The organism is Acidobacteriota bacterium (genome assembly GCA_038040445.1).
GTDB classification, from domain to species: Bacteria; Acidobacteriota; Blastocatellia; order UBA7656; family UBA7656; genus Onstottus_A; species Onstottus_A frigus.
In genome coordinates, this window is sequence record JBBPIG010000028.1 from 69,984 (window position 1) to 88,123 (window position 18,140).

General features: G+C 56.3%; 16 protein-coding genes. 9 read left to right on the forward strand and 7 right to left on the reverse strand.

Annotated elements, in window-relative coordinates; translation table 11 throughout:
• Positions 1-202 precede the first annotated feature (202 nt).
• Positions 203-1,645, forward strand: a complete 1,443-nt coding sequence (locus tag AABO57_24095) for a tyrosinase family protein (GenBank protein MEK6288811.1) — start codon at positions 203-205, stop codon at positions 1,643-1,645.
• Positions 1,646-1,667: 22 nt separating this feature from the next.
• Positions 1,668-2,114, forward strand: a complete 447-nt coding sequence (locus tag AABO57_24100) for a hypothetical protein (GenBank protein ID MEK6288812.1) — start codon at positions 1,668-1,670, stop codon at positions 2,112-2,114.
• Positions 2,115-2,121: 7 nt separating this feature from the next.
• Here AABO57_24100 and AABO57_24105 read toward each other — a convergent pair whose 3' ends face one another.
• The 6 genes from AABO57_24105 to AABO57_24130 all read right to left on the reverse strand — a co-directional run bounded on the left by AABO57_24105 (position 2,122) and on the right by AABO57_24130 (position 9,315).
• A complete protein-coding gene (locus AABO57_24105; protein ID MEK6288813.1) occupies positions 2,122-3,294 on the reverse strand; it encodes an aminotransferase class I/II-fold pyridoxal phosphate-dependent enzyme in 1,173 nt (390 codons plus the stop codon).
• 15 nt (positions 3,295-3,309) lie between these two features.
• Positions 3,310-3,612, reverse strand: coding sequence for a DUF4351 domain-containing protein (locus AABO57_24110; GenBank protein ID MEK6288814.1), 303 nt, complete (start codon positions 3,610-3,612; stop codon positions 3,310-3,312).
• On the reverse strand, positions 3,612-4,673 hold the full coding sequence (locus tag AABO57_24115) for a tetratricopeptide repeat protein (GenBank protein ID MEK6288815.1): 1,062 nt from the start codon (positions 4,671-4,673) through the stop codon (positions 3,612-3,614). Before AABO57_24115 ends, AABO57_24110 begins: the two co-directional genes overlap by 1 nt.
• A complete protein-coding gene (locus AABO57_24120; GenBank protein ID MEK6288816.1) occupies positions 4,673-6,910 on the reverse strand; it encodes a transglycosylase SLT domain-containing protein in 2,238 nt (745 codons plus the stop codon). Before AABO57_24120 ends, AABO57_24115 begins: the two co-directional genes overlap by 1 nt.
• A 165-nt stretch (positions 6,911-7,075) precedes the next feature.
• Entirely contained in the window at positions 7,076-8,356 is a 1,281-nt protein-coding gene (locus AABO57_24125; GenBank protein MEK6288817.1) for a GAF domain-containing protein, read from the reverse strand.
• Between the two features lie 146 nt (positions 8,357-8,502).
• Positions 8,503-9,315 (reverse strand): class I SAM-dependent methyltransferase, encoded by an 813-nt coding sequence (locus AABO57_24130; protein ID MEK6288818.1) that lies wholly within the window; start codon positions 9,313-9,315, stop codon positions 8,503-8,505.
• Positions 9,316-9,535: 220 nt separating this feature from the next.
• Here AABO57_24130 and rimP point away from each other — a divergent pair, with 220 nt between their 5' ends.
• The 6 genes from rimP (at position 9,536) to AABO57_24160 (ending at position 16,893) form a co-directional block, all read left to right on the forward strand.
• On the forward strand, positions 9,536-9,997 hold the full coding sequence (gene rimP, locus AABO57_24135) for a ribosome maturation factor RimP (protein ID MEK6288819.1): 462 nt from the start codon (positions 9,536-9,538) through the stop codon (positions 9,995-9,997).
• A 93-nt stretch (positions 9,998-10,090) separates the two neighbouring features.
• Positions 10,091-11,866 (forward strand): transcription termination factor NusA, encoded by a 1,776-nt coding sequence (gene nusA, locus AABO57_24140; GenBank protein ID MEK6288820.1) that lies wholly within the window; start codon positions 10,091-10,093, stop codon positions 11,864-11,866.
• A 74-nt stretch (positions 11,867-11,940) separates the two neighbouring features.
• Positions 11,941-14,547, forward strand: coding sequence for a translation initiation factor IF-2 (gene infB / locus AABO57_24145; protein MEK6288821.1), 2,607 nt, complete (start codon positions 11,941-11,943; stop codon positions 14,545-14,547).
• 200 nt (positions 14,548-14,747) lie between these two features.
• The gene (rbfA, locus tag AABO57_24150; GenBank protein ID MEK6288822.1) at positions 14,748-15,161 is read left to right on the forward strand and encodes a 30S ribosome-binding factor RbfA; all 414 of its coding nucleotides are present in this window, start codon (positions 14,748-14,750) and stop codon (positions 15,159-15,161) included.
• Between the two features lie 124 nt (positions 15,162-15,285).
• A complete protein-coding gene (locus AABO57_24155; GenBank protein MEK6288823.1) occupies positions 15,286-16,206 on the forward strand; it encodes a bifunctional oligoribonuclease/PAP phosphatase NrnA in 921 nt (306 codons plus the stop codon).
• Between the two features lie 231 nt (positions 16,207-16,437).
• The gene (locus AABO57_24160; GenBank protein MEK6288824.1) at positions 16,438-16,893 is read left to right on the forward strand and encodes a hypothetical protein; all 456 of its coding nucleotides are present in this window, start codon (positions 16,438-16,440) and stop codon (positions 16,891-16,893) included.
• A 124-nt stretch (positions 16,894-17,017) separates the two neighbouring features.
• Here AABO57_24160 and AABO57_24165 read toward each other — a convergent pair whose 3' ends face one another.
• Positions 17,018-17,458: a hypothetical protein gene (locus AABO57_24165; protein MEK6288825.1), complete on the reverse strand. Its 441-nt coding sequence runs from the start codon at positions 17,456-17,458 to the stop codon at positions 17,018-17,020.
• Between the two features lie 159 nt (positions 17,459-17,617).
• On the opposite strand from AABO57_24165, the gene AABO57_24170 reads away from it, so the two are divergent.
• The coding region (locus AABO57_24170) for a hypothetical protein (GenBank protein ID MEK6288826.1) at positions 17,618-18,140 on the forward strand (523 nt) is incomplete at its 3' end.

An 18,140-nucleotide genomic window follows, 5' to 3' on the forward strand; every position in this document is an offset into this window, starting at 1 on the left:
GATATCGACTTTGTTATTGGCCGGGGGGGCGCATACCTCTTTCTTTTCGACACTTGAAATCAACGGAGCAGATAAGGTCAGTAGAAGGTCTGGAATGAGCCGCGATTGCGTAGTATGAGTGACACTGAACTCCTTGACTTTCAGCCAACCCAGGTATACCTATGTTGTGAGTTTCACTTCAACCCGGAAAAGGAGGAACGCGATGGAGACTCTATCATTTTCAAACGTAAACAGGCGCGTTTTTATCAAGGGCCTTGGGTTCGTCAGTATTGGACTCCTTATGAGCACCATGGGAGGTTGTGAACAGTTAGCCGAAGCCATTAGAAACAGACCCACAAGGCGGCGGTTGCGAACTGGCTCGGCGGAAGTGGACGCGGATATTGATACCTATAGACAAGCGGTGACATTAATGAAGGGTTTAGCCGCAGGCGACCAGAGAAGCTGGAACAATCAGGCTGCGATACATGGCACCGCCGCCGGGTTTAACTTCTGCGAGCATGGCACCGATCATTTCTTCGACTGGCACAGAGGCTACCTCTTCTATTTCGAAAAGATTTGCCAAAAGCTCACGGGCAACGCACATTTTGGATTGCCTTATTGGAATTGGAATCAAAATCCCGATATCCATCCCGCCTTTTTGGACGCAAGCAGTGTTCTTTTTCTGGGAAGAACACGGACGACAATGACTGGTGCTGGAACCACTACGACGGCCGCGCTGGATCCCATCTTCGCGGATACAAATTTTTTCACTTTCCGGCAGCAGTTAGAGGGCACACCGCACAACAATGTGCATACCCACATTGGAGGTACGCTGGGCGGTTTCTCCTCGGCACAGGATCCTCTTTTCTGGATGCATCACTGCATGATTGATTATTGTTGGGCGAAGTGGAACATCGACTTAGGAAACAACAATACGAATGACCCGGCGTGGGTCAATACCGACAATGGTCAGTTCGTAGATGCTGATGGAAATCCCGCGACGACAACCGCGGGACTTACGACGATCATGCCCTTGCTTAGTTACCAATACGAAAGCAGCGCGATTGGCAGCTCGCCGGCGCTTGCAGCTATCAAGACCAAGAGTGAGTTTCAAAAGGTTGAAAAGAGAATCAGGGCGGGCGCAGACATCCGGTTTGACATCAAACAGAGAATTCAGCTTGCTGAAAAAACGGCCATAAGTATCGCAAGGCCTTTCTCGAAGGAAACAAGATTGTCCACCGGCGACTTCGCCGGTATCATTAATAGTGATGTGGCGAAGGAAAGAATATTCGCTAGCATTGAGTACGCGCAGCTCCCCGCCAGCAGCGATTTTGCTGTTCGGGTATTCATCAATCTGCCGAACGCCAGTGTCGCCACTCCCATCGATGATCCGCACTACGCCGGCAGCTTCTCGTTTTTTGGGACCGAACAGCCAGACGCGCCCGATCACGGTGGACATAAGCACCCGGCGCCGAAGTTCCTGGTGAACATCACCGACACGTTACAGAGGCTTAAGAGAAATCAAGAGCTTAGGGACGGCAGCCCCATATCGGTCCAGTTGGTGGCTGCGCCCTTCGCTGGAAAGTTTGAAAAAGAGGATACGCAACTGGCATTGGACAAGATCGAGATTATTGTCACGCCTGTGGTGATAAATAGTGCCCAGTAGGAAAAGGCAGTTTGGAGTAATCATGTCAGGAAAAGGGGCGCTTCGTAGAGCGTGTTGTTGTTTGTTCCTCGTCGTGATGTGTGGCGCTGCGTGCAATGGGGGTAGGCTGGTTAAGAGCGATACCTTGTATTACCTGGATGCTAAAACAACAAGTATTGTTCAGACGATTGAACCTAAGGATATGGTCCAGGAAGGCTGCAAGTTTGTTCAGGTAGAAGTGGCTAAGATCGTCAACCCAAAATTGCATTCCCTCACATTTGAAGTACGCTATCAGTTGGGCGATGAGAAAACATACCTGGGCAGCTTTAGTCCTTTTCCGGCAGACAATCCGGGGAAATTCATTGTGGCCACACAAGGTAAAGTGAAGAATCGAGGAGCAATCATTCTAAGTCTGGTGATGCCTGACAAGATCGACGCCAATGACACGGTACAAGTGACCGTAAAGAGAATGACGTTTCTCAGAGAGTAATTCAAACTCACCGCGCAATCCACTTCAGTCTTTGCAGTCGTTCCTCTGCCGCCGACAGCGTTTCGTCTTTCTTGCAGAACGTGAATCTCACCTGAGTGCGGCCCAGTTCCGGCTCGTGATAAAAGCTGCTTCCCGGTACCACCGCGACGCCGATGTCTTTCACCAGAAACTTGGAGAACTCGACGTCATCCTTGTAGCCGAATGCGCTGATGTCGGTCATCACATAGTAAGCCCCATCCGGATCGAAACACAGGAAGCCCGCATCCTTCAGCACCGGCAGCAGTCGATTGCGCCTCACAGTGTAGTCCGCTTGCAGATGATCGTAGTATGACCGAGGTAGTCTCAAAGCATGCACGCCCGCTTCCTGCAATGGAGCCGCTGCGCCTACAGTGAGGAAGTCATGCACCTTTCGAATCGCTTGAGTGATCTCAGGCGGACCGATCGTGTAGCCGACTCGCCAGCCGGTGACTGAATAAGTCTTCGAAAGCCCGTTGATCGTGATTGTGCGGTCGCGCATGCCTTCGAGCGTTGCGATGGCGATGTGCTTCTTGTCGTTGAACAGGATGTGCTCGTAGATCTCATCGGTGATCGCGATGGCGTTCCACTTGTGACAAAGCTCGGCAATGGTTTGAAGCTCTTCCCGGCTGAAGACTTTTCCGGTCGGGTTGTTCGGAGTGTTGATGATGATTGCCTTGGTGTTGTCATTGAAGGCCGCTGCCAGCTCGTCCGGATCAAATGACCAGTCGGGTGCGTGCAATGTCACGAAGCGAGGCGTCGCGCCCGACAGTATCGCGTCAGGTCCGTAGTTCTCATAGAAGGGTTCGAAGACGATCACCTCATCGCCCGGATTCACGATCGCCATCAGCGCAGCGATCATCGCCTCGGTTGAGCCGCAGGTGACAGTGATCTCGCGCTCCGGGTCTACTTCGAGGCCCAGGTACCACGAAGACTTTTCGGCAATCGCGTCTCGAAACTTCTTCGCGCCCCAGGTGATCGCGTACTGATTCACGTCGGCCATGATCGCGTCGCAAGCGGCGAGCTTTATCTCTTCGGGCGCGGAGAAATCAGGAAAGCCCTGCGAGAGGTTGATCGCGCCGTAGAGGTTTGCCTGCCGGGTCATTTCGCGGATGACGGATTCGGTGAACTGTTCTGCTTTGTGGGATATGATCTGTTTGGGCATCGCGGTTTAGTGCTCTTAGCTTCGCTTCGATGATTTTGCCTGGCGAGTCTTTCGAGTCACAGGGCTGGACTTGGCTTTGCCTTCATTTTCATCCAGCCAATTCTTGAGGTCGTTGGCGGCTTTGAAATCAAGCAGCGCTTCGGCGAGCGCCTCGACCTTGTTGAGCGGCAGCTTGCGAATCCGCGACTGTAAGCTAGGACCAAGCTCGCCGCAGCGGCGAGTCAACAGCCGCAGTACAAGTGTGATCTCGCCCTCCTGCCGACCCTGCTTCAAACCCTGCCGTATTCCCTGCTTCATCCAACTTGCCACGATTTCCATTATTTCTTCTCAACTTCCTGCTTCAGTTGCTCGATGATCGATTCAACCGCGGAAGCATATTCGCCCTCGGGGTCGAGCCGCAAGTAATGGCGATATGCTTCAATCGCCTCTTTGTTGCGGCTGGCTTTTTCGAGAATCTCCGCAAGCTGATAGTAGAGAATCGGCTCGGTCTCCATGTCTTGGATTATTCCGATTCGATATTCCTTGACCGCTTCATCGACGCTCCCTTGTTCATTCAGGGCGATAGCCAGGCCGATGTGGGCTTCGAATGAATTCCCCCGCGCAAGTCGAAGCGCTTTTCTGTATTCAACGATCGATTCGTCACCGAGCCCCTGATGGCGACGGAGATTAGCAAGCACAGTCTGCGCTTCTATTAGCGTACCGCCGCCAGTCTTGATCGCTGCTTGAATCTGTTTTTCGGCTTCCTGGAACTCCTGCAACGGGATCAAGCTGCGCGCCATCCCGATTCGCGCTTCAGGAAAGGAGCGCAGCGCCAGAGCCTGCTTGTATTCCTCAACCGCATCTCTGTTCTTACCTTTGTCGCGGAGCGCCTCCGCCTTCTGATAGCGCAACGTAGGCTCGTCACTGGTTTGCTGCTGAGTTACTTTCAGGGTTCTACTTCCGCCGGCGGCAACGATAGTTGACCCCCTCCAATCAGCGTAGCCAACCGTTCTCACTCGGACCGGGTGCGAACCTGCGATCACGCGTGGAAGATCAAGCTCGCCGTTGTCGGCGGTGACTCCGTGACGAACGTTGTTGATGAAGACAACCGTGGCGGGGTGTCCCGTGATTACTTTCAATGCGCCGGTGCGCGCACGAGCCGCCACCGGGGTCTTTCCGCCGGATGATCTGGGATTCTTTTGAGGCTGCGCTTTTGTTTGCGCGACCGCGCATGCCAGCAGGACGATCAGGCAGGCAGTTGCCGAGAGCCGGTTTAGCAAAGAGGCGTCGAGGACAAAGAGGCGGCGCAGAGTCAAAAAATCTCTCCGCAACATCGACGTCCTGAGCGCCACTTCGGTCAATGCTTTTGCCACGAGCAAGTGTGAGTTCTGGAGAATCATCACTCCTTGTAAAGCCTTCGATAGTTCGCGGCGTAGCGAAGAACGCCTTGAACATATCCGCGCGTCTCGGAGAAGGGGATGCTCTCGATCCAATCTTCGATGTCCAGCGAGCCGCGCTCGGCGATCCACCGCTGCGCTCGCGCCGGCCCCGCGTTGTAGCCCGCCGCCGCGTACTCGATACGCCCGAACTGCCCGAGCATCTGAGCGAGGTAGTTCATTCCGAGCTTGATGTTGAGCGCCGGATTGTAGAGGTCAGCCGCGGCTATCGTGCCGTTGCCTTGCCGCTTCGAGATCAATTGCCCGGTTGCGGGCATAACTTGCATGAGCCCACGAGCTCCTACCCGCGAAATGGCGTTCGGGTTGAAAACGCTCTCCTGGCGAATCAATCCGGCGGCAACAAACGGATCGATCCCATAGCGTTTTGCCTCTTGCTTGATCGTGCTCCAGGCGATCAGCGGGAAAAAAATCTCCCACGCTTCACGCGGCACGTCTGACTCGCGGTAAGAATACAGATCGGGATAACCTTTTCGCAGAACGAGCGTCGCTTGAAAGCTCTCGCCGCGCCGCGAGTATAGGCTGGCCAGCCGAAGGTTGATCTTCGGCGACGTGGGCGCGGCCTCCAGCGCTTTGTTCAATTCTTTGATCGCGAGCTCGTCGAGCCCGATCACCTCGAGGTCACTGGCCTTCGCGATGCGCCCGGCTTCAGACCCGTCGGCTGTTTCACGGGCGGGTTCAAAATAGGTAACATTGGCGTGAATACTCTCGAGGTCGGAGCCTGGCCCGGGCTGCTCGGGCCTGAGCGCCGGTTCCGCTTTGCGCAATGCGGCCGAGCGAAGACCGGCGACGTACCCGTGATAACCGTAGCGGTAACGCTCGTTGACGAAATCGTACAGGGCAAGCGCCCGCGATTTGTGTCCAAGCCGCTCCTCGGATTTCGCTGCCCACAAACAAGCCTCGCCGATGAACTTGGTGTCGGGATAACGGTAGCTCGCGAGGTGTTGCTCGAGTATTCGCGCCGCGTCGGCATAGTTCTTTGACCGGTACGCAAACCAACCAAGACTATAGGAAGCTTCGGGCGCATATTGACTCTTTGGAAAAGAAGCCAGCAACTGCCGATAGCGGCTCGCCGCTTCAGCTTCGCGGTCCTGCTTGTTCAAGTAAGCCGCCAGATTGTAAAGCGCTTCTCTCGACCACCGGCTCTTCGGATACTGACTGAGCATGCGATCGACCAGAAGCGAAGACTCCGCGAAACGGCTCGCGCGACGTAACGCTTCGGCCTGATGAAAGATGGCTTCAGCGCGCAGCTCGGGGTTGCGATCGTTCACTCGCATGAGCGCGGTTACTGCTGGAGCAGGCTGTTTGCTGTTCATCAGACTGACGCCGCGGCGCAGATGAATCTCATCGATGCGGTCCGCTTCAGGGAAACGCGCGAGCAACTGCTCATATGCGCCAGCGGACTCGGCAAACTGTCTCGCGTTGAAAAGCGCGTCGGCGCGTATGCGCTCCTCCGCAAATGAACCGGGGTTGTCTTTGGGTGACGCATTGAGCGCGCTGAGCCTCGCTTCGGCCTGTACGCGTGCGCTGGTCGCGGGCAGCTCGTAGTAAATCCGGCGATACGACGTCATCGCCTGAACGGTCTTCCCCATTGCCTCGTAGCTTTGTGCCGTCACGTAAATCGCATCCGCGTCGTTCGCTTCAACCATTCGCGCCAGCTCTTTGATTGCGCCCGCAGGATTCCCGAGCGCGACGGCCATCTCGGCGGCTCGCAGGGTTGCCTCGCGAACCTTCAAAGAATCTGGATACTTGGCGTAAACCGTGCCGTAGTCGCGGCGCGCCTCGCTCTTCGCATCGCTCGCCGCCTCGTTCTCGGCGCGATAAAAGAACGCGTAGTCGCCGAGCGCGGTCGTCGCACTTATGGCTCGCGCATCTAGAGCTTCCAGCGCAGCCTGATAGTTCTGCGATGAGTAGTAAAGGTAGCCTCGCAGAAAACGAGCGAGCGACGCAGCTCGCGTTCGCGGGTATCGCGCCTCGATGCGAGTCAGATCACTCACAGCCGGTCGCCCGGACGCGCCACGCACCAACTCACGAAGCTCTTCGATGCCGCTGTCGGGTTCAGCCAGGCCACGCTGACACGACACCGTCATCGGAGTGACGAGGGTCAGCAAAGCTAAAACAACGATAGCGACGCCTCTTTGAAGGTTCATCAAAGGACGGCTAGTGCGCATTGGACTGAGCATGGAAAACTCCTCGACCAGCGGTATGCGACGGGGCTGATGGGGATTATTGCGAAAGGGTTCGTGGAAATCAAACTAACCAGGCCGCCGCGTAGCGCAGACTTTTAGTCTGTGCCGGGTAACTCCGCCGTAAGCGCAAGCGCCGGACACAGACTAATAAAGTCTATGCTACGTTCTGGCTGATACGGTTGGACCGGGAGAGTCGGAGCCGAGCTTGGACGGGTCGCCTTCCGCCAATGTGCTGACGAGCTCGTCATAGAAGTAATCGAACTTGGCGGCGACGCTCGGAGTCACCCGCTTTTCGTACATCTGCCGGCTGCGGTCTATGTCCTCTTTCAACCGATCGTACAAATCGCCGCCTCGCCGCCCCTCTGCAACCTTTTGCTCGTTGTAGAGTTTTATCTCGCTCACGAGCAATCGAGCGAATCGACGCGCGTCGTTGTGTGCCTTCTCTTCTTCACCAAGCGCGCCAGACGCCGAAGGCTCCGAAGCCGCGGACTGAACGGCTGACACGGCAGGCTCCACAGAGGGCCTGAAATAGGTCGGCGCGGCGGGTGGCTGCAGATCACCGGAGGGTCCCGGTTGTGGCGTCAAATCGGACGACGCACGGGGAGTCTCGGGAAGCGCGCCTGATCGCACGGTTGCGCTGGTGGCAGCGGGCTCAGCGGCCGGAGGCGCAGGCGTCTGTTGTTTGGGAGCTTGTGTCCCTTCTGACATTCTGGCGCGAAGGGATACAAGTTCGACCACCAGACCCGCCGTGTGAGCTAGCAGCTCGATCGCTTCGACGTTGGTTGAGACCTCCCCGCGATCAGCCGAGTCGGCATAAACCAGCGCCGCCGTCTTACCTCGCACCTTTAACGGAACGGTGAGCACACGCTGCGGATGAATAGTGCCAAGTCGTCCGAAGAGAACTTGGTTCTCGGAATGCAAATCGGGCGAGCCGTAGAAGGTCTGCTGCGAATTGAGCGCAACACGCAAAACCGTATCTGACTGCAAAGGGATTGACATCCCTCTTACCGAGTTGTTGCCTGCACCATCGTCCAATCCGCGAGCCGCCCACGCTACCGCATTACCACTCTTGACCACAAACAGCACGACCCGCGGCGCGAAGTTCGCAGCGCGCGCTACGAGCGCATTCAGCACGTCAGCTTGAGTGCGTTGCTCGTCAAGCTCAGTCACTGAATCTCTGAGCAAGGCGATGTCCGCGCCGAGCCTTACGCTCTCCGCACCCGCCTGGTCGACTTGCGCAGTCACTTCAGCGGCTATCTGCGTGAATGCCTCATCCTCGCCGGGCATCGCAGCGACTACATCGGTCTGCTCAAGCAGCCGGTTGAATGATTCGTTTACTTCCCGTTGTAGCTTGCTGATGTCTTGCTCGAGCGAACCCACGCGAGCTCGTACCATCTCTTCTATTCGTCGGCGCAGCCGAACCTCACGCTCCTTTTCCACCTTGTTCCTCCCACACTAGCGAAGATGATTCGCGGGGACTGTCGTTGGCTTGGGGTTATCGAATGCGATTATCACGCAGGGTGTATCCGTTGTCAATAAAAACGACTTTGCTCGTGGTTTGCTTGCTATCGTTTAGCTTGCTGGAACTATCGCCTGCGCGCGACGAGCATCCCGTAGACGAAACAGCCCGACGCGAAGCCTTTCCTCATTGCGCTGAACGATCGAAGGAAGCGAATGAACTCAGCGCCCTGCTCGCTTGCTACCCGCCACAGCGCTCGGTTCTTAATGAGGTTCGCGGAGATTTCCCAGGTCTTAGAGCACCGCTCGCTCAAATCGCTGGTATGCGTGATCTCCAAGCCTGCGGCCCGGATCATTTCAGCATAGTCTGCAATGGTCTTGAGTTCTACAAGCATCCCACGCTCGATCGGCTTGATATAGGCCCGATGCTGGGCCGCCGGAAGGTGTTCCTGCCTGAACCAGTCGATTAACGCCAGAGTCCCGCCGGGCTTCAATAACTCCGCTGCTCGGATGAAGAACCCGGGCTTGTTAGTAAAGTGAGAAATCGCCTCAATAGACCAGACCACATCAAACTTGTCTCGCAATGTGATGTCGTCGGCGTCCATGACCAGAAATTTCGCGGTTGCGTTGGCAGCGGCTTCTTGCGCCATCGCTGCCTGGACTGGAGATATGGTTATTCCAGTGACTGTAGCTTGGTACTTGGTGGCCAAATAGATGCTACTGCCTCCGAACCCACACCCAACATCCAGGATGACAGCCCCATTCGGCGTCTGAGCCGATTCGGCGAGATGAGCCGTGAGAGCTAGTTGGGCTTCTTCTTTTGTCTCGGCTCCTGTTTCCCAAAAGCCGTGGTGCAGGTGCTCGCCCCACAAGGCGCGATAGTAAGGGCTCAAGAAGTCGTAGTGTTCGATGATTTTGGGTTTTTCGTTGTAAGTCGCCATTTACGCGCGTCGCGGCTGCGCTTGCAGCCACGGGGTCAGGATGTCCGGACGTCGGTCGACTAACCAATCGAGTGCCGAGCATCAAGGATGCGGCCTGTCAGTCTACGGCGTGAGAGCATTTAAGTGCAAGGCTGCCGTACTTGCTTTTTGCGGCAGCGTGACGGTATTATGTTCTGCTTGCTGAGAGAGTGGGTTTGGCCCACTTTTTTTCTTGGTGACAATGACCGAGTTTGACCGAGAGCAGGTTGGCAGAATCATCGAGCGTGTTGCGGTGCGAGAGGGACTCGAGCTAGTCCATTGGGAGAGGGTCGGCCCACGCAACAACTTCGTGCTGCGCATTTACATCGACAAACCTGGCGGCGTCAGCCACAGCGATTGCGAGGCGGTCAGCAAGCAAGTCGGAACGCTGCTGGATGTAGAAGACCTGATCGCGAATCGATACCTCCTTGAGGTTTCGTCGCCTGGGATAGAGCGCGGCCTCTACAAACAGGCAGATTACGAGCGATTCGCGGGAAGCCGGATCAAGCTGAGGACGTCTCAGCCTATTGACGGCCAGCGAAACTTTCGCGGCAAGCTGATAGGCCTTGTTGGCGACAACGTTTGTCTTGATGCCGACAGGCGAGGTCAGATTGAGGTGCCTTACGAAAATGTCGTAAGGGCGAATGTTGAACACGAGTTTTAGTGGTCCGTAGTCCGTAGTCCGTAGCCAGGTTGCTCGCAATTCACAGCAGCAACTAACTGCGGACCACGGACTACGGACTCCTCGAGGGGAATTATGTCAACGAGTCCGATTCCGCAGACCATAGACATTCTCAGCCGGGAGAAGGGTATTGACCCGCAGGTGATCATCTCGGCAATCGAGGATGCAGTGGTGACTGCTGCGCGTAAGCAGTTCAAGACCGGTGAAGATCTGCGCGCTCGCTACAATCACGAGTCGGGTGACGTCGAGCTGTTCGCCCTTATGACCGTGATCGATGAAGTTCAGGACCCCGCTACCGAAATCAGCCTTGCGGACGTTGAAGCGATGGGAGTCGAGGGCGCCGAGGTCGGAGACCAGTTGGAATTCCCGAAGCCTCGCGAAGAACTGGGCCGCATAGCCGCTCAAACAGCGAAGCAGATCATCTTTCAAAAAGTGCGCGAGGCCGAACGCAATAATGTTTACGATGAATACATCGGTCGCGTCGGTGAGCTGGTGCATGGCTTCGTCAAACGGTTCGAGGGCGGGCGCATAATCGTCGATCTAGGCAAGATCGAATCGGTCCTTCCAAAGACCCAGCAGTCGCGCGCCGAGGCGTTCAGTCAAGGTGAGCGCATCAGGGTCGTAATCAACACGGTTTCGAAGGACACTAAGGGCCCGCAGGTTGAGGTTTCACGCACATCGCCGGAATTGGTCAAGCGCCTGTTTGAGATGGAAGTACCCGAGATCTACGACGGCACGGTTCAGATCAAGGCCGCCGTTCGCGAGCCTGGCGACCGCGCTAAGATCGCGGTGATCTCCACTGAACGCGACGTTGATCCAGTGGGCGCGTGTGTTGGGATGAAGGGCTCGCGCGTGCAAGCGATAATTCGCGAACTGCGCGGTGAACGCATCGATATCATCGAGTGGGCCGAAGACCCGGCGGTGTTCGCCGCCAACGGGCTTTCGCCGGCAAAGGTTTCGAAGGTCGAGATAAACAGCTTCGAAGAGAAGAAGCTGACGGTGACGGTTCCGGAAGATCAGCTTTCGCTCGCCATCGGAAAGAAGGGACAGAACGTGCGGCTGGCGGCCAAGCTTGTCGGTTGGCACATCGATATACGCAGCGCAGAAGAGGCCGCTCGCGCTGCGGCTGCGCAGCTTGAAGCTGTGATGGCTGGCGGCGAGGCTACGCTGACTGACATACGCGATAGCCTGGCGCTCGATCAGATCACGGCTGAGCGCTTGAGACACCGCGGCATCGAGACGATCGACCAGCTAACGTTAGTCTCGGTGGACGAACTTGTGGACGCGATCGACGTAAGCTTCGACCAGGCCAATGAGATTCTCGAGAGAGCGCATCGGCTGCTCGCTCAAAAGCACGCTCGCGAAACGCGAGAAGCCCGCGAGGCGGAAGAGGCTTCTCTGAAGGCTGCGACCGAGCCCCAAACCGACGAGTCTGTCGCCGCAACCCCGGAGGCCGTAGAGCCCGGCGAAACGGTTGAAGAACCTTTGCTTCGCGAGAGCTTCGAAGCTAGCGAGCTTGGCGTCGAAGAACCGGCTCAGCCCGCAGCTCTCGCTCAAGAAGAGCAGATCGCTGAAGAAGAATTATTGCGACCTCAGAGCTTCGAAGCTCAAGAGATTGGCGTCGAAGAGACGGCCCAGCCAGCCCAAGAAAAGCAGCTTGCGGAAGAGGTTCCTGAAGCGGGCATTGAATCGGACGCCGTAGAACAGGCTGTTGAAGCTCAAGTAACCGAAGAGCCCGAGGCTGCAGCCGAACTCTCGCCCAAGGCGAGCCCGGAAACCGAATCAGAGACAGAGAGCGATACAGAAACGGACCGTGCTGGCGGCGACGATGAACGACACAAGAACGAATAGCTGGAGCATTGAAGAGTTCTTCGGATTTATTGACGAATTGAAGCCGCGCGCCGGAATCGCAGTTCAGATCAACTATGCCGACGAGTCCACAAAAGATAAGAATTTACGATCTCGCGAAAGAGCTGAAGCTCGACAACAAGAAGGTCCTCGAGGATGCGCGTCGCGAGGGCATAGATGTAAGTGTACCTTCCAACACTGTACCGCATGAGGTGGCCGAACGGATTCGCCTCAAGTACTTTCCAAAGAAGGTCGCTCCGCAAGCGGGCCCTCGCCTGGTCAAGCACGTCAAGCCGGTGGTGGCTGCGCCTGAACCAGTGGAGCCTGAAGCCGAGTCCCGGCCATACGTAGCGGCCCAGCAGGAGCCTACGACGGAACCGGCCACCTCGGAGTCGCCGAGGCCGAAGGTCCGCGTCCTAAAAGCCACACCCCAACCGCAGCCGACCGCGACCGCGCAGGCGCCTACCGAGGAAGTTGAATCAGAGGTTGCGGAGCCGGTTCGGCCCGGTACGCCTTCGGCGCGGCCGCTTCCTGGGATCCCACCCACGCAGCGTCCGCCTTCACAGGTGCGCGTGATGAGACCCCGGCCAGGCGTACCGCCACCCTCTTCCGGGCGCTCGGGTGTTGGGCCCGCTTATCCTGGCGCCGCGGGCGGCGTCCGTGCGGTGGCTACAGAGGGCGGAATAGTTACAGAAACCGGCGTGCCGGCAGCGCGACCTCGAACGACCTACGTTCCTCAAGATACCGGCCGGCCGCGTAAGCGCACGCGCCGCGGAAAACGCGGGCCCGGCGAGTTCGGTCACGAAGAAGGAAAGCACGTAGAACTGCCGCGGCACATGCGGGGACCGGGCACGATCATGCAGCCCAAGGCCAGACCGGTCTTCACCGAGCTGAGACCTTTGAAGCTGATCGAGGGCACAACCGTAAAGGAGTTCTCCGAAAAGCTCGACGTAAAGGCGAAGGACGTGGTCCAAATGCTGCTCCAACGCGGTGTGATGGCCACTATAAACCAGAGCCTGAATCAGGACATCGCCAAAGAGATCGGCAAAGAGTTCGGCTACGACGCGGCGTTTGTCCCGTTTGAAGAAATGATCAGCGACGCCGAAGAAGAGAAGATCATCGAGTCGGGCGATGAAGGGACCGTACCGCGCGCCGCGGTGGTCACCGTGATGGGGCATGTCGATCACGGCAAGACTTCATTGCTGGACGGAATACGCAAGACGCACGTCGCTGAGGGCGAAGCCGGCGGAATAACCCAACATATCGGTGCGTACTCGGTCGAAGTCGCCGATCCGGATAATGCTGAAACGAAGCGGCGAATCGTGTTCCTGGACACGCCCGGCCATGAAGCGTTTACGATGATGCGCGCGCGAGGCGCTCGAGTCACCGACGTGGTCGTGCTGGTCGTTGCGGCCGACGACGGCGTGATGCCTCAGACCCTGGAGGCGATAGATCATGCCCGCGCGGCAGAAGTGCCGATCCTTGTAGCCATAAACAAGATTGATAAGGCCGAGGCCCAAGTCGATCGCGTCAAGCAGCAACTGGCCGACCGCGGACTTCAGTGGGACGGCTGGGGCGGCGAGACGGTGATGGTCGAGGTGTCTGCAAAGAAGCAGCAGAATCTTGACTCATTGCTCGAGATGATTTTGCTGACCTCGGATGTGCTGGAACTCAAAGCCAATCCCGATCGGCTGGCGAGTGGAGTCGTGCTCGAGGCCAAACTCGATCGCGGGCGCGGCGCGGTTGCAACGTTGCTAGTGCAGCAGGGCACGCTGAAGGTCGGCGATCCGTTCATAGCAGGACAGGTGTTTGGCCGGGTGCGAGCGATGTTTGACGACCGCGGGCGGCCAGTCGAGCGCGCAGGCCCCTCAACACCCGTTGAAGTGCTGGGCTTGCAGGGCGTGCCTCATGCCGGGGATCAGCTTCAAGTTGTGCAGGACCCGACGCAAGCTCAGAACATCGCTTCTCAGCGGCAGATGCAAGCCCGGCAAGCGGCAATCGCGCGCACGTCGGCGCGCGGGCTCGAACAGCTTTTCTCGGATAAGAATCAGGTCAAGGAACTGCTGGTCATTCTTAAGGGCGACGTGCAAGGCTCGGTCGAAGCAGCACGCGACGGCTTGAATAAGCTCTCGACTGAGCGGGTCAAGATTCGAATCATCAGATCAGGCGTTGGCGCGATAACCGAGTCGGATGTCATGCTGGCCGCCGCATCCGCCAATGACATGAACCGCGCGTCGGTTATCATCGGGTTCAACGTGAGGCCCGAGACGCGAGCCCGCGAGATAGCCGAAGCCGAGCGCGTCGATATTCGCCTCCACACGGTGATTTACAAGATCGAGGAGGAGATCCGCGCCGCAATGCTCGGCCTTCTTGAGGCGACCAAGCGCGAGGTTATCACCGGCCATGCCGAAGTGCGCCAGGTCTTCCGCGTGCCGCGCGTTGGACAGATTGCAGGTTGTTACGTCACCGACGGGGCTATACGCCGCACGACCGCTCGCATTGTGCGCGATAGCGTTGTCGTCTTCGAGGGCAAAATAGATTCGCTGAGAAGATTCAAAGACGACGTGAGCGAAGTGAAACAAGGCTTCGAATGCGGCCTCGCGTTAGAAAGGTTCCAGGACGTCAAGGCTGGAGATGTGATCGAGGCCTACACGACAGAAGAAGTGGCTCCTACCCAACTGTGATCTTTCGGATCGCGGAACCCGACGCCATTTTCCATTTTCCATTTTCCATTTTCCATTTTTGATTTGTCATTTGCATTGTAACCCGCCAATCAATGAAAAATGACAAATCAAAAATGGAAAGTGATTCGGTTGCATGTTAGGCGGTTTCCGTTTAGCATACTTAGTTTGATTCTCACCTCGATAGCTGACTGAGGGGACGTATGCCGGGAAGAAGGCCTGAACGGCTTGCCGAACAGATCAAGGAAGAGCTCAGCCTGATAATCGGCGGCGAAGTCGAGGACCCCAGAGTTGGCTTTGTCACGGTCACCGGCGCAAAGCTGACCGCGGATTTGCGAACCGCGAAAGTTTACGTAAGCGTGCTCGGCAACGAAAAAGAAGTGAAGGGATCACTGGCGGCCCTCAGACATGCTAGCGGGTTCATCCGGGCCCAGCTTGGCGCGGTGCTCAGAATGCGACACACGCCTGAGTTGCACTTCGTATACGACGACGCTGACGTGAGGGCCGCGAGAATAGAAGAGTTACTCAGCGAGGAGGCAGCCAAGGCGCGGGAGCAAGGACAGAGTATGGCCGATCAGGAGGCTTCTGAATCCAGCTACGCCGACGGAGGCAGTTGATCCGGTTTAGAGCCTATGGTTCCGATCAAATTCTAGAATTGGACTCCAAGATAGAAAAGCCCGCGACTATTGTTAATTTATGCTTAGTCAGGTTGTACAGCTCATAGAACAACAGCAACGCTTCATGATCACGTCGCACATTCGCCCCGATGGGGACGGGCTGGGTTCAGGCCTTGCTCTCTACTGGATGCTGAGAAACCTCGGCAAAGACGTAGAAGTCGTTCTGCGCGATCGTGTGCCCCCGGCTTACAACGTGCTGCCCGCATCGGATCTGGTCATAGTTCAGGACGATGTGTCTGAGAGCTACGATGCCGCCTTCATCATTGAATGCAGCGACGTTGAGCGCCCCGGATTGCCGGGCCTCAAGGACCAATTCGTCGTCAACATCGATCATCATTCCACTACCGGTCCTTTTGGCGACATTAATTGGATCGACCCGACAGCGGCCGCGGTCGGAGAGATGATCTACAACCTCTGCAAAGCGCTGGGCGTCGAGGTGACGAAACAAATTGCCGAATGCATCTACACCGCATTGCTCACCGACACCGGAAGCTTTCATTTCTCGAACACAACCGAACGAACCTTGAAGATCGCCTCGGAGCTGGTACGCCTCGGCGTCGAGCCTGCGCGCATCTCACAAGCGCTGTTCTATTCAGGCTCCTTTTCGAAGGTCAAACTGCTGGGCCTTGTGCTCTCAAACATCGAGCGCGACGAATCGGGGCGTATCGCGTGGATCACAGTGGATCGCGCTACTATGTACGAGGCCAGTGCCTGTGAAGAAGATTCTGACGGCATCGTCAACCAGGCGCTATCGATTGGTGAGGTTGAAGCCGTCGCCTTCTTCAAGGAGCTCGCGCCGGGCTCATACCGGATAAGCCTTCGCTCGAAAGGCAAGAACAACGTGGCCAAAGTGGCGGAGCTATTCGGGGGCGGGGGCCATCGCAACGCCGCCGGTTGTCGTATCGAAGGTGACTTCGAAGAGGTCAAGCGGCGCATCATCGAAGGACTTCAGAATTGCGTAGGCGTCGCACCGGTATCAGCATAGTCGCTCGTAAATACAACGGTCAGCCGCCAGACGAGCGCCTATCGTTGTAAACTTCGATCTCAAAGATGTTCGCCCGTCGCGACTGAACCGGAAACTACCCTCTTATATTGCAATAAGCCCGGACGGTCTAACCAGAATTACTATTGATGGCCCGGTCCGCGTTGGCTACTCTGTTAGCACCAGCCCCCGAGCGTTTGACACAATCGCATCATCATCAGTGAGACAAGGGGTATGCCCGAACGTTTCGAACAGAACAGAGGCGAACTTGCAAAAGCACAATTGACATTGCAGGAGTCAGAGGAGAAGCTCGAACGCCTTCTTGCCTTGTTAGCAGAGCGCCGGGGAGAGCGGCGCGATCTGGAAACCCACATCCAGGAGACTGCCGCAACCGGTGATATGGACAAACTGGTAGATTTGCAAAATCGCGCGGTGGTGGTCGAAAAAACTATCGCCGAGTTGTGCGCCGCCGAAGCAGAATGCGCTGGGCGAGTCGAGTCCGCCAGGCGGTATCTGTACACCCTATACGTGAGGCTGGAGAGGCTCCGTCAAGAATTCTCGGGCCTTATGCGAAGCCTCGCATCGGCCGATCAAGGCGAAGGTATACCGGTAGCTGTTCAGAGCAATATTGGCAGGATAAAAATTCAGCTCAAGGCGATAACCGGCGAGAACAAAACCGGCCGTTTGTGAGAGAGGCGCCGACTACCCACTCCTACAGCTTCTCGGTGGCGAATAGCTAATAAAGGTAGACTAAGGGCTGGCTGGAGGTCTAAGCTCGGGATCTAGTTCCACACGAAGAACGCAAGCGCAAGTATCACCTGCTCACCTCACTTATTGTCGCCCGCTCCAGCTTAAGAATGAAACACTCTGTGAGCAAATCTATGATGCAGTTATCACTCTCCATCAAGCTCGCAAAACTGGCGACGTCTTCCGGACTCATCCGTTCGATCATAGGTAATAGAATTGTTTCCTCCGAATCTTCTTCTATATCCAATTGCGGTGCGATATCTTCAGATGCAAGGTCTTGAAATCGCCAGGCAAGCTCTTTTCGTACAAACTTCTCCAGCGCTGCTTTGTCTAACAGAAGTGCGTGTAGGAGTCGTCTCTGTCTATCTGCACTTTCCCAGGTCTCTTTATCCTTGATTAGATCTGTGTAGTTGAGGAGAGGCTTTAGACAGCGATGAACCACTTCGCTGGTGAGGTCTTCGATATCAAAAGTGCACTCTACGACGAATCGGAATTGCTTTACGATCATAACGACTCTCCTTTATTAAATTTGGTCAGACAAACGCCACCCTCTAAGCACCGAGCCCATGGCAAATTCACGCAGGCCGGGCGTGGCAATCAATAATCCCAGAATCGAACCGCGCTTCGCGGCGTCGCGTGCGACGGAGTTCTACGCACTGACCCTTCTTTGGCGGCAACTTCAAACAGCATTCTTTCCTACCGCCAGAAAAAGCGGTCAGGTTTGCTGAGTCGGCGCAAGCCCCAAGTCGTCATTGCTGTTGCCTTCGTGCTGAGCTTGATCGCAGCCTTCACTATGCTGGCTAACTCTGGCGCATTCGATAAAAAGGGGAAGCAACGGCAAACAGTATCGCTGGCGAGCCTGAATTCAAGCAGCCCATCGAAGGAATACATCTATGCGGGAACGAAGTTGATTGCGACAGTCGAACCGACCGCAGTAAATGGCAACGACGCGCAGTTTGTTTCTATGTTCTACTTAGAGCCCTGCTCAAATTTCCCGAACACCCCGGAGAATTGGCTGCCAATCGGACCTGGCAGTTTTGGCCTACCCGACCCTCAAGAATACTTAGTCAGAGTCACGATGAAGAACACAGGTAGCAATCCCTGGACTGTCGGCAACTTCTTTCTTGGCTCGCAGAATCCGGCCAACAATACAACCTGGGGAACTGGCAAAGACAGAATCGCCTTACCCT

Excerpts from the sequence above, each read along its gene's own strand:
- AABO57_24130 (MEK6288818.1), bottom strand. The coding sequence starts at position 9,315 with ATGGCGACTTACAACGAAAAACCCAAAATCATCGAACACTACGACTTC.
- rimP (MEK6288819.1), top strand. The coding sequence starts at position 9,536 with ATGACCGAGTTTGACCGAGAGCAGGTTGGCAGAATCATCGAGCGTGTT.
- AABO57_24155 (MEK6288823.1), top strand. The coding sequence starts at position 15,286 with ATGATCACGTCGCACATTCGCCCCGATGGGGACGGGCTGGGTTCAGGC.
- AABO57_24105 (MEK6288813.1), bottom strand. The coding sequence starts at position 3,294 with ATGCCCAAACAGATCATATCCCACAAAGCAGAACAGTTCACCGAATCC.
- rbfA (MEK6288822.1), top strand. The coding sequence starts at position 14,748 with ATGCCGGGAAGAAGGCCTGAACGGCTTGCCGAACAGATCAAGGAAGAG.
- AABO57_24115 (MEK6288815.1), bottom strand. The coding sequence starts at position 4,673 with ATGATTCTCCAGAACTCACACTTGCTCGTGGCAAAAGCATTGACCGAA.
- infB (MEK6288821.1), top strand. The coding sequence starts at position 11,941 with ATGCCGACGAGTCCACAAAAGATAAGAATTTACGATCTCGCGAAAGAG.
- AABO57_24100 (MEK6288812.1), top strand. The coding sequence starts at position 1,668 with ATGTCAGGAAAAGGGGCGCTTCGTAGAGCGTGTTGTTGTTTGTTCCTC.
- AABO57_24160 (MEK6288824.1), top strand. The coding sequence starts at position 16,438 with ATGCCCGAACGTTTCGAACAGAACAGAGGCGAACTTGCAAAAGCACAA.
- nusA (MEK6288820.1), top strand. The coding sequence starts at position 10,091 with ATGTCAACGAGTCCGATTCCGCAGACCATAGACATTCTCAGCCGGGAG.
- AABO57_24095 (MEK6288811.1), top strand. The coding sequence starts at position 203 with ATGGAGACTCTATCATTTTCAAACGTAAACAGGCGCGTTTTTATCAAG.
- AABO57_24110 (MEK6288814.1), bottom strand. The coding sequence starts at position 3,612 with ATGGAAATCGTGGCAAGTTGGATGAAGCAGGGAATACGGCAGGGTTTG.
- AABO57_24120 (MEK6288816.1), bottom strand. The coding sequence starts at position 6,910 with ATGCTCAGTCCAATGCGCACTAGCCGTCCTTTGATGAACCTTCAAAGA.
- AABO57_24165 (MEK6288825.1), bottom strand. The coding sequence starts at position 17,458 with ATGATCGTAAAGCAATTCCGATTCGTCGTAGAGTGCACTTTTGATATC.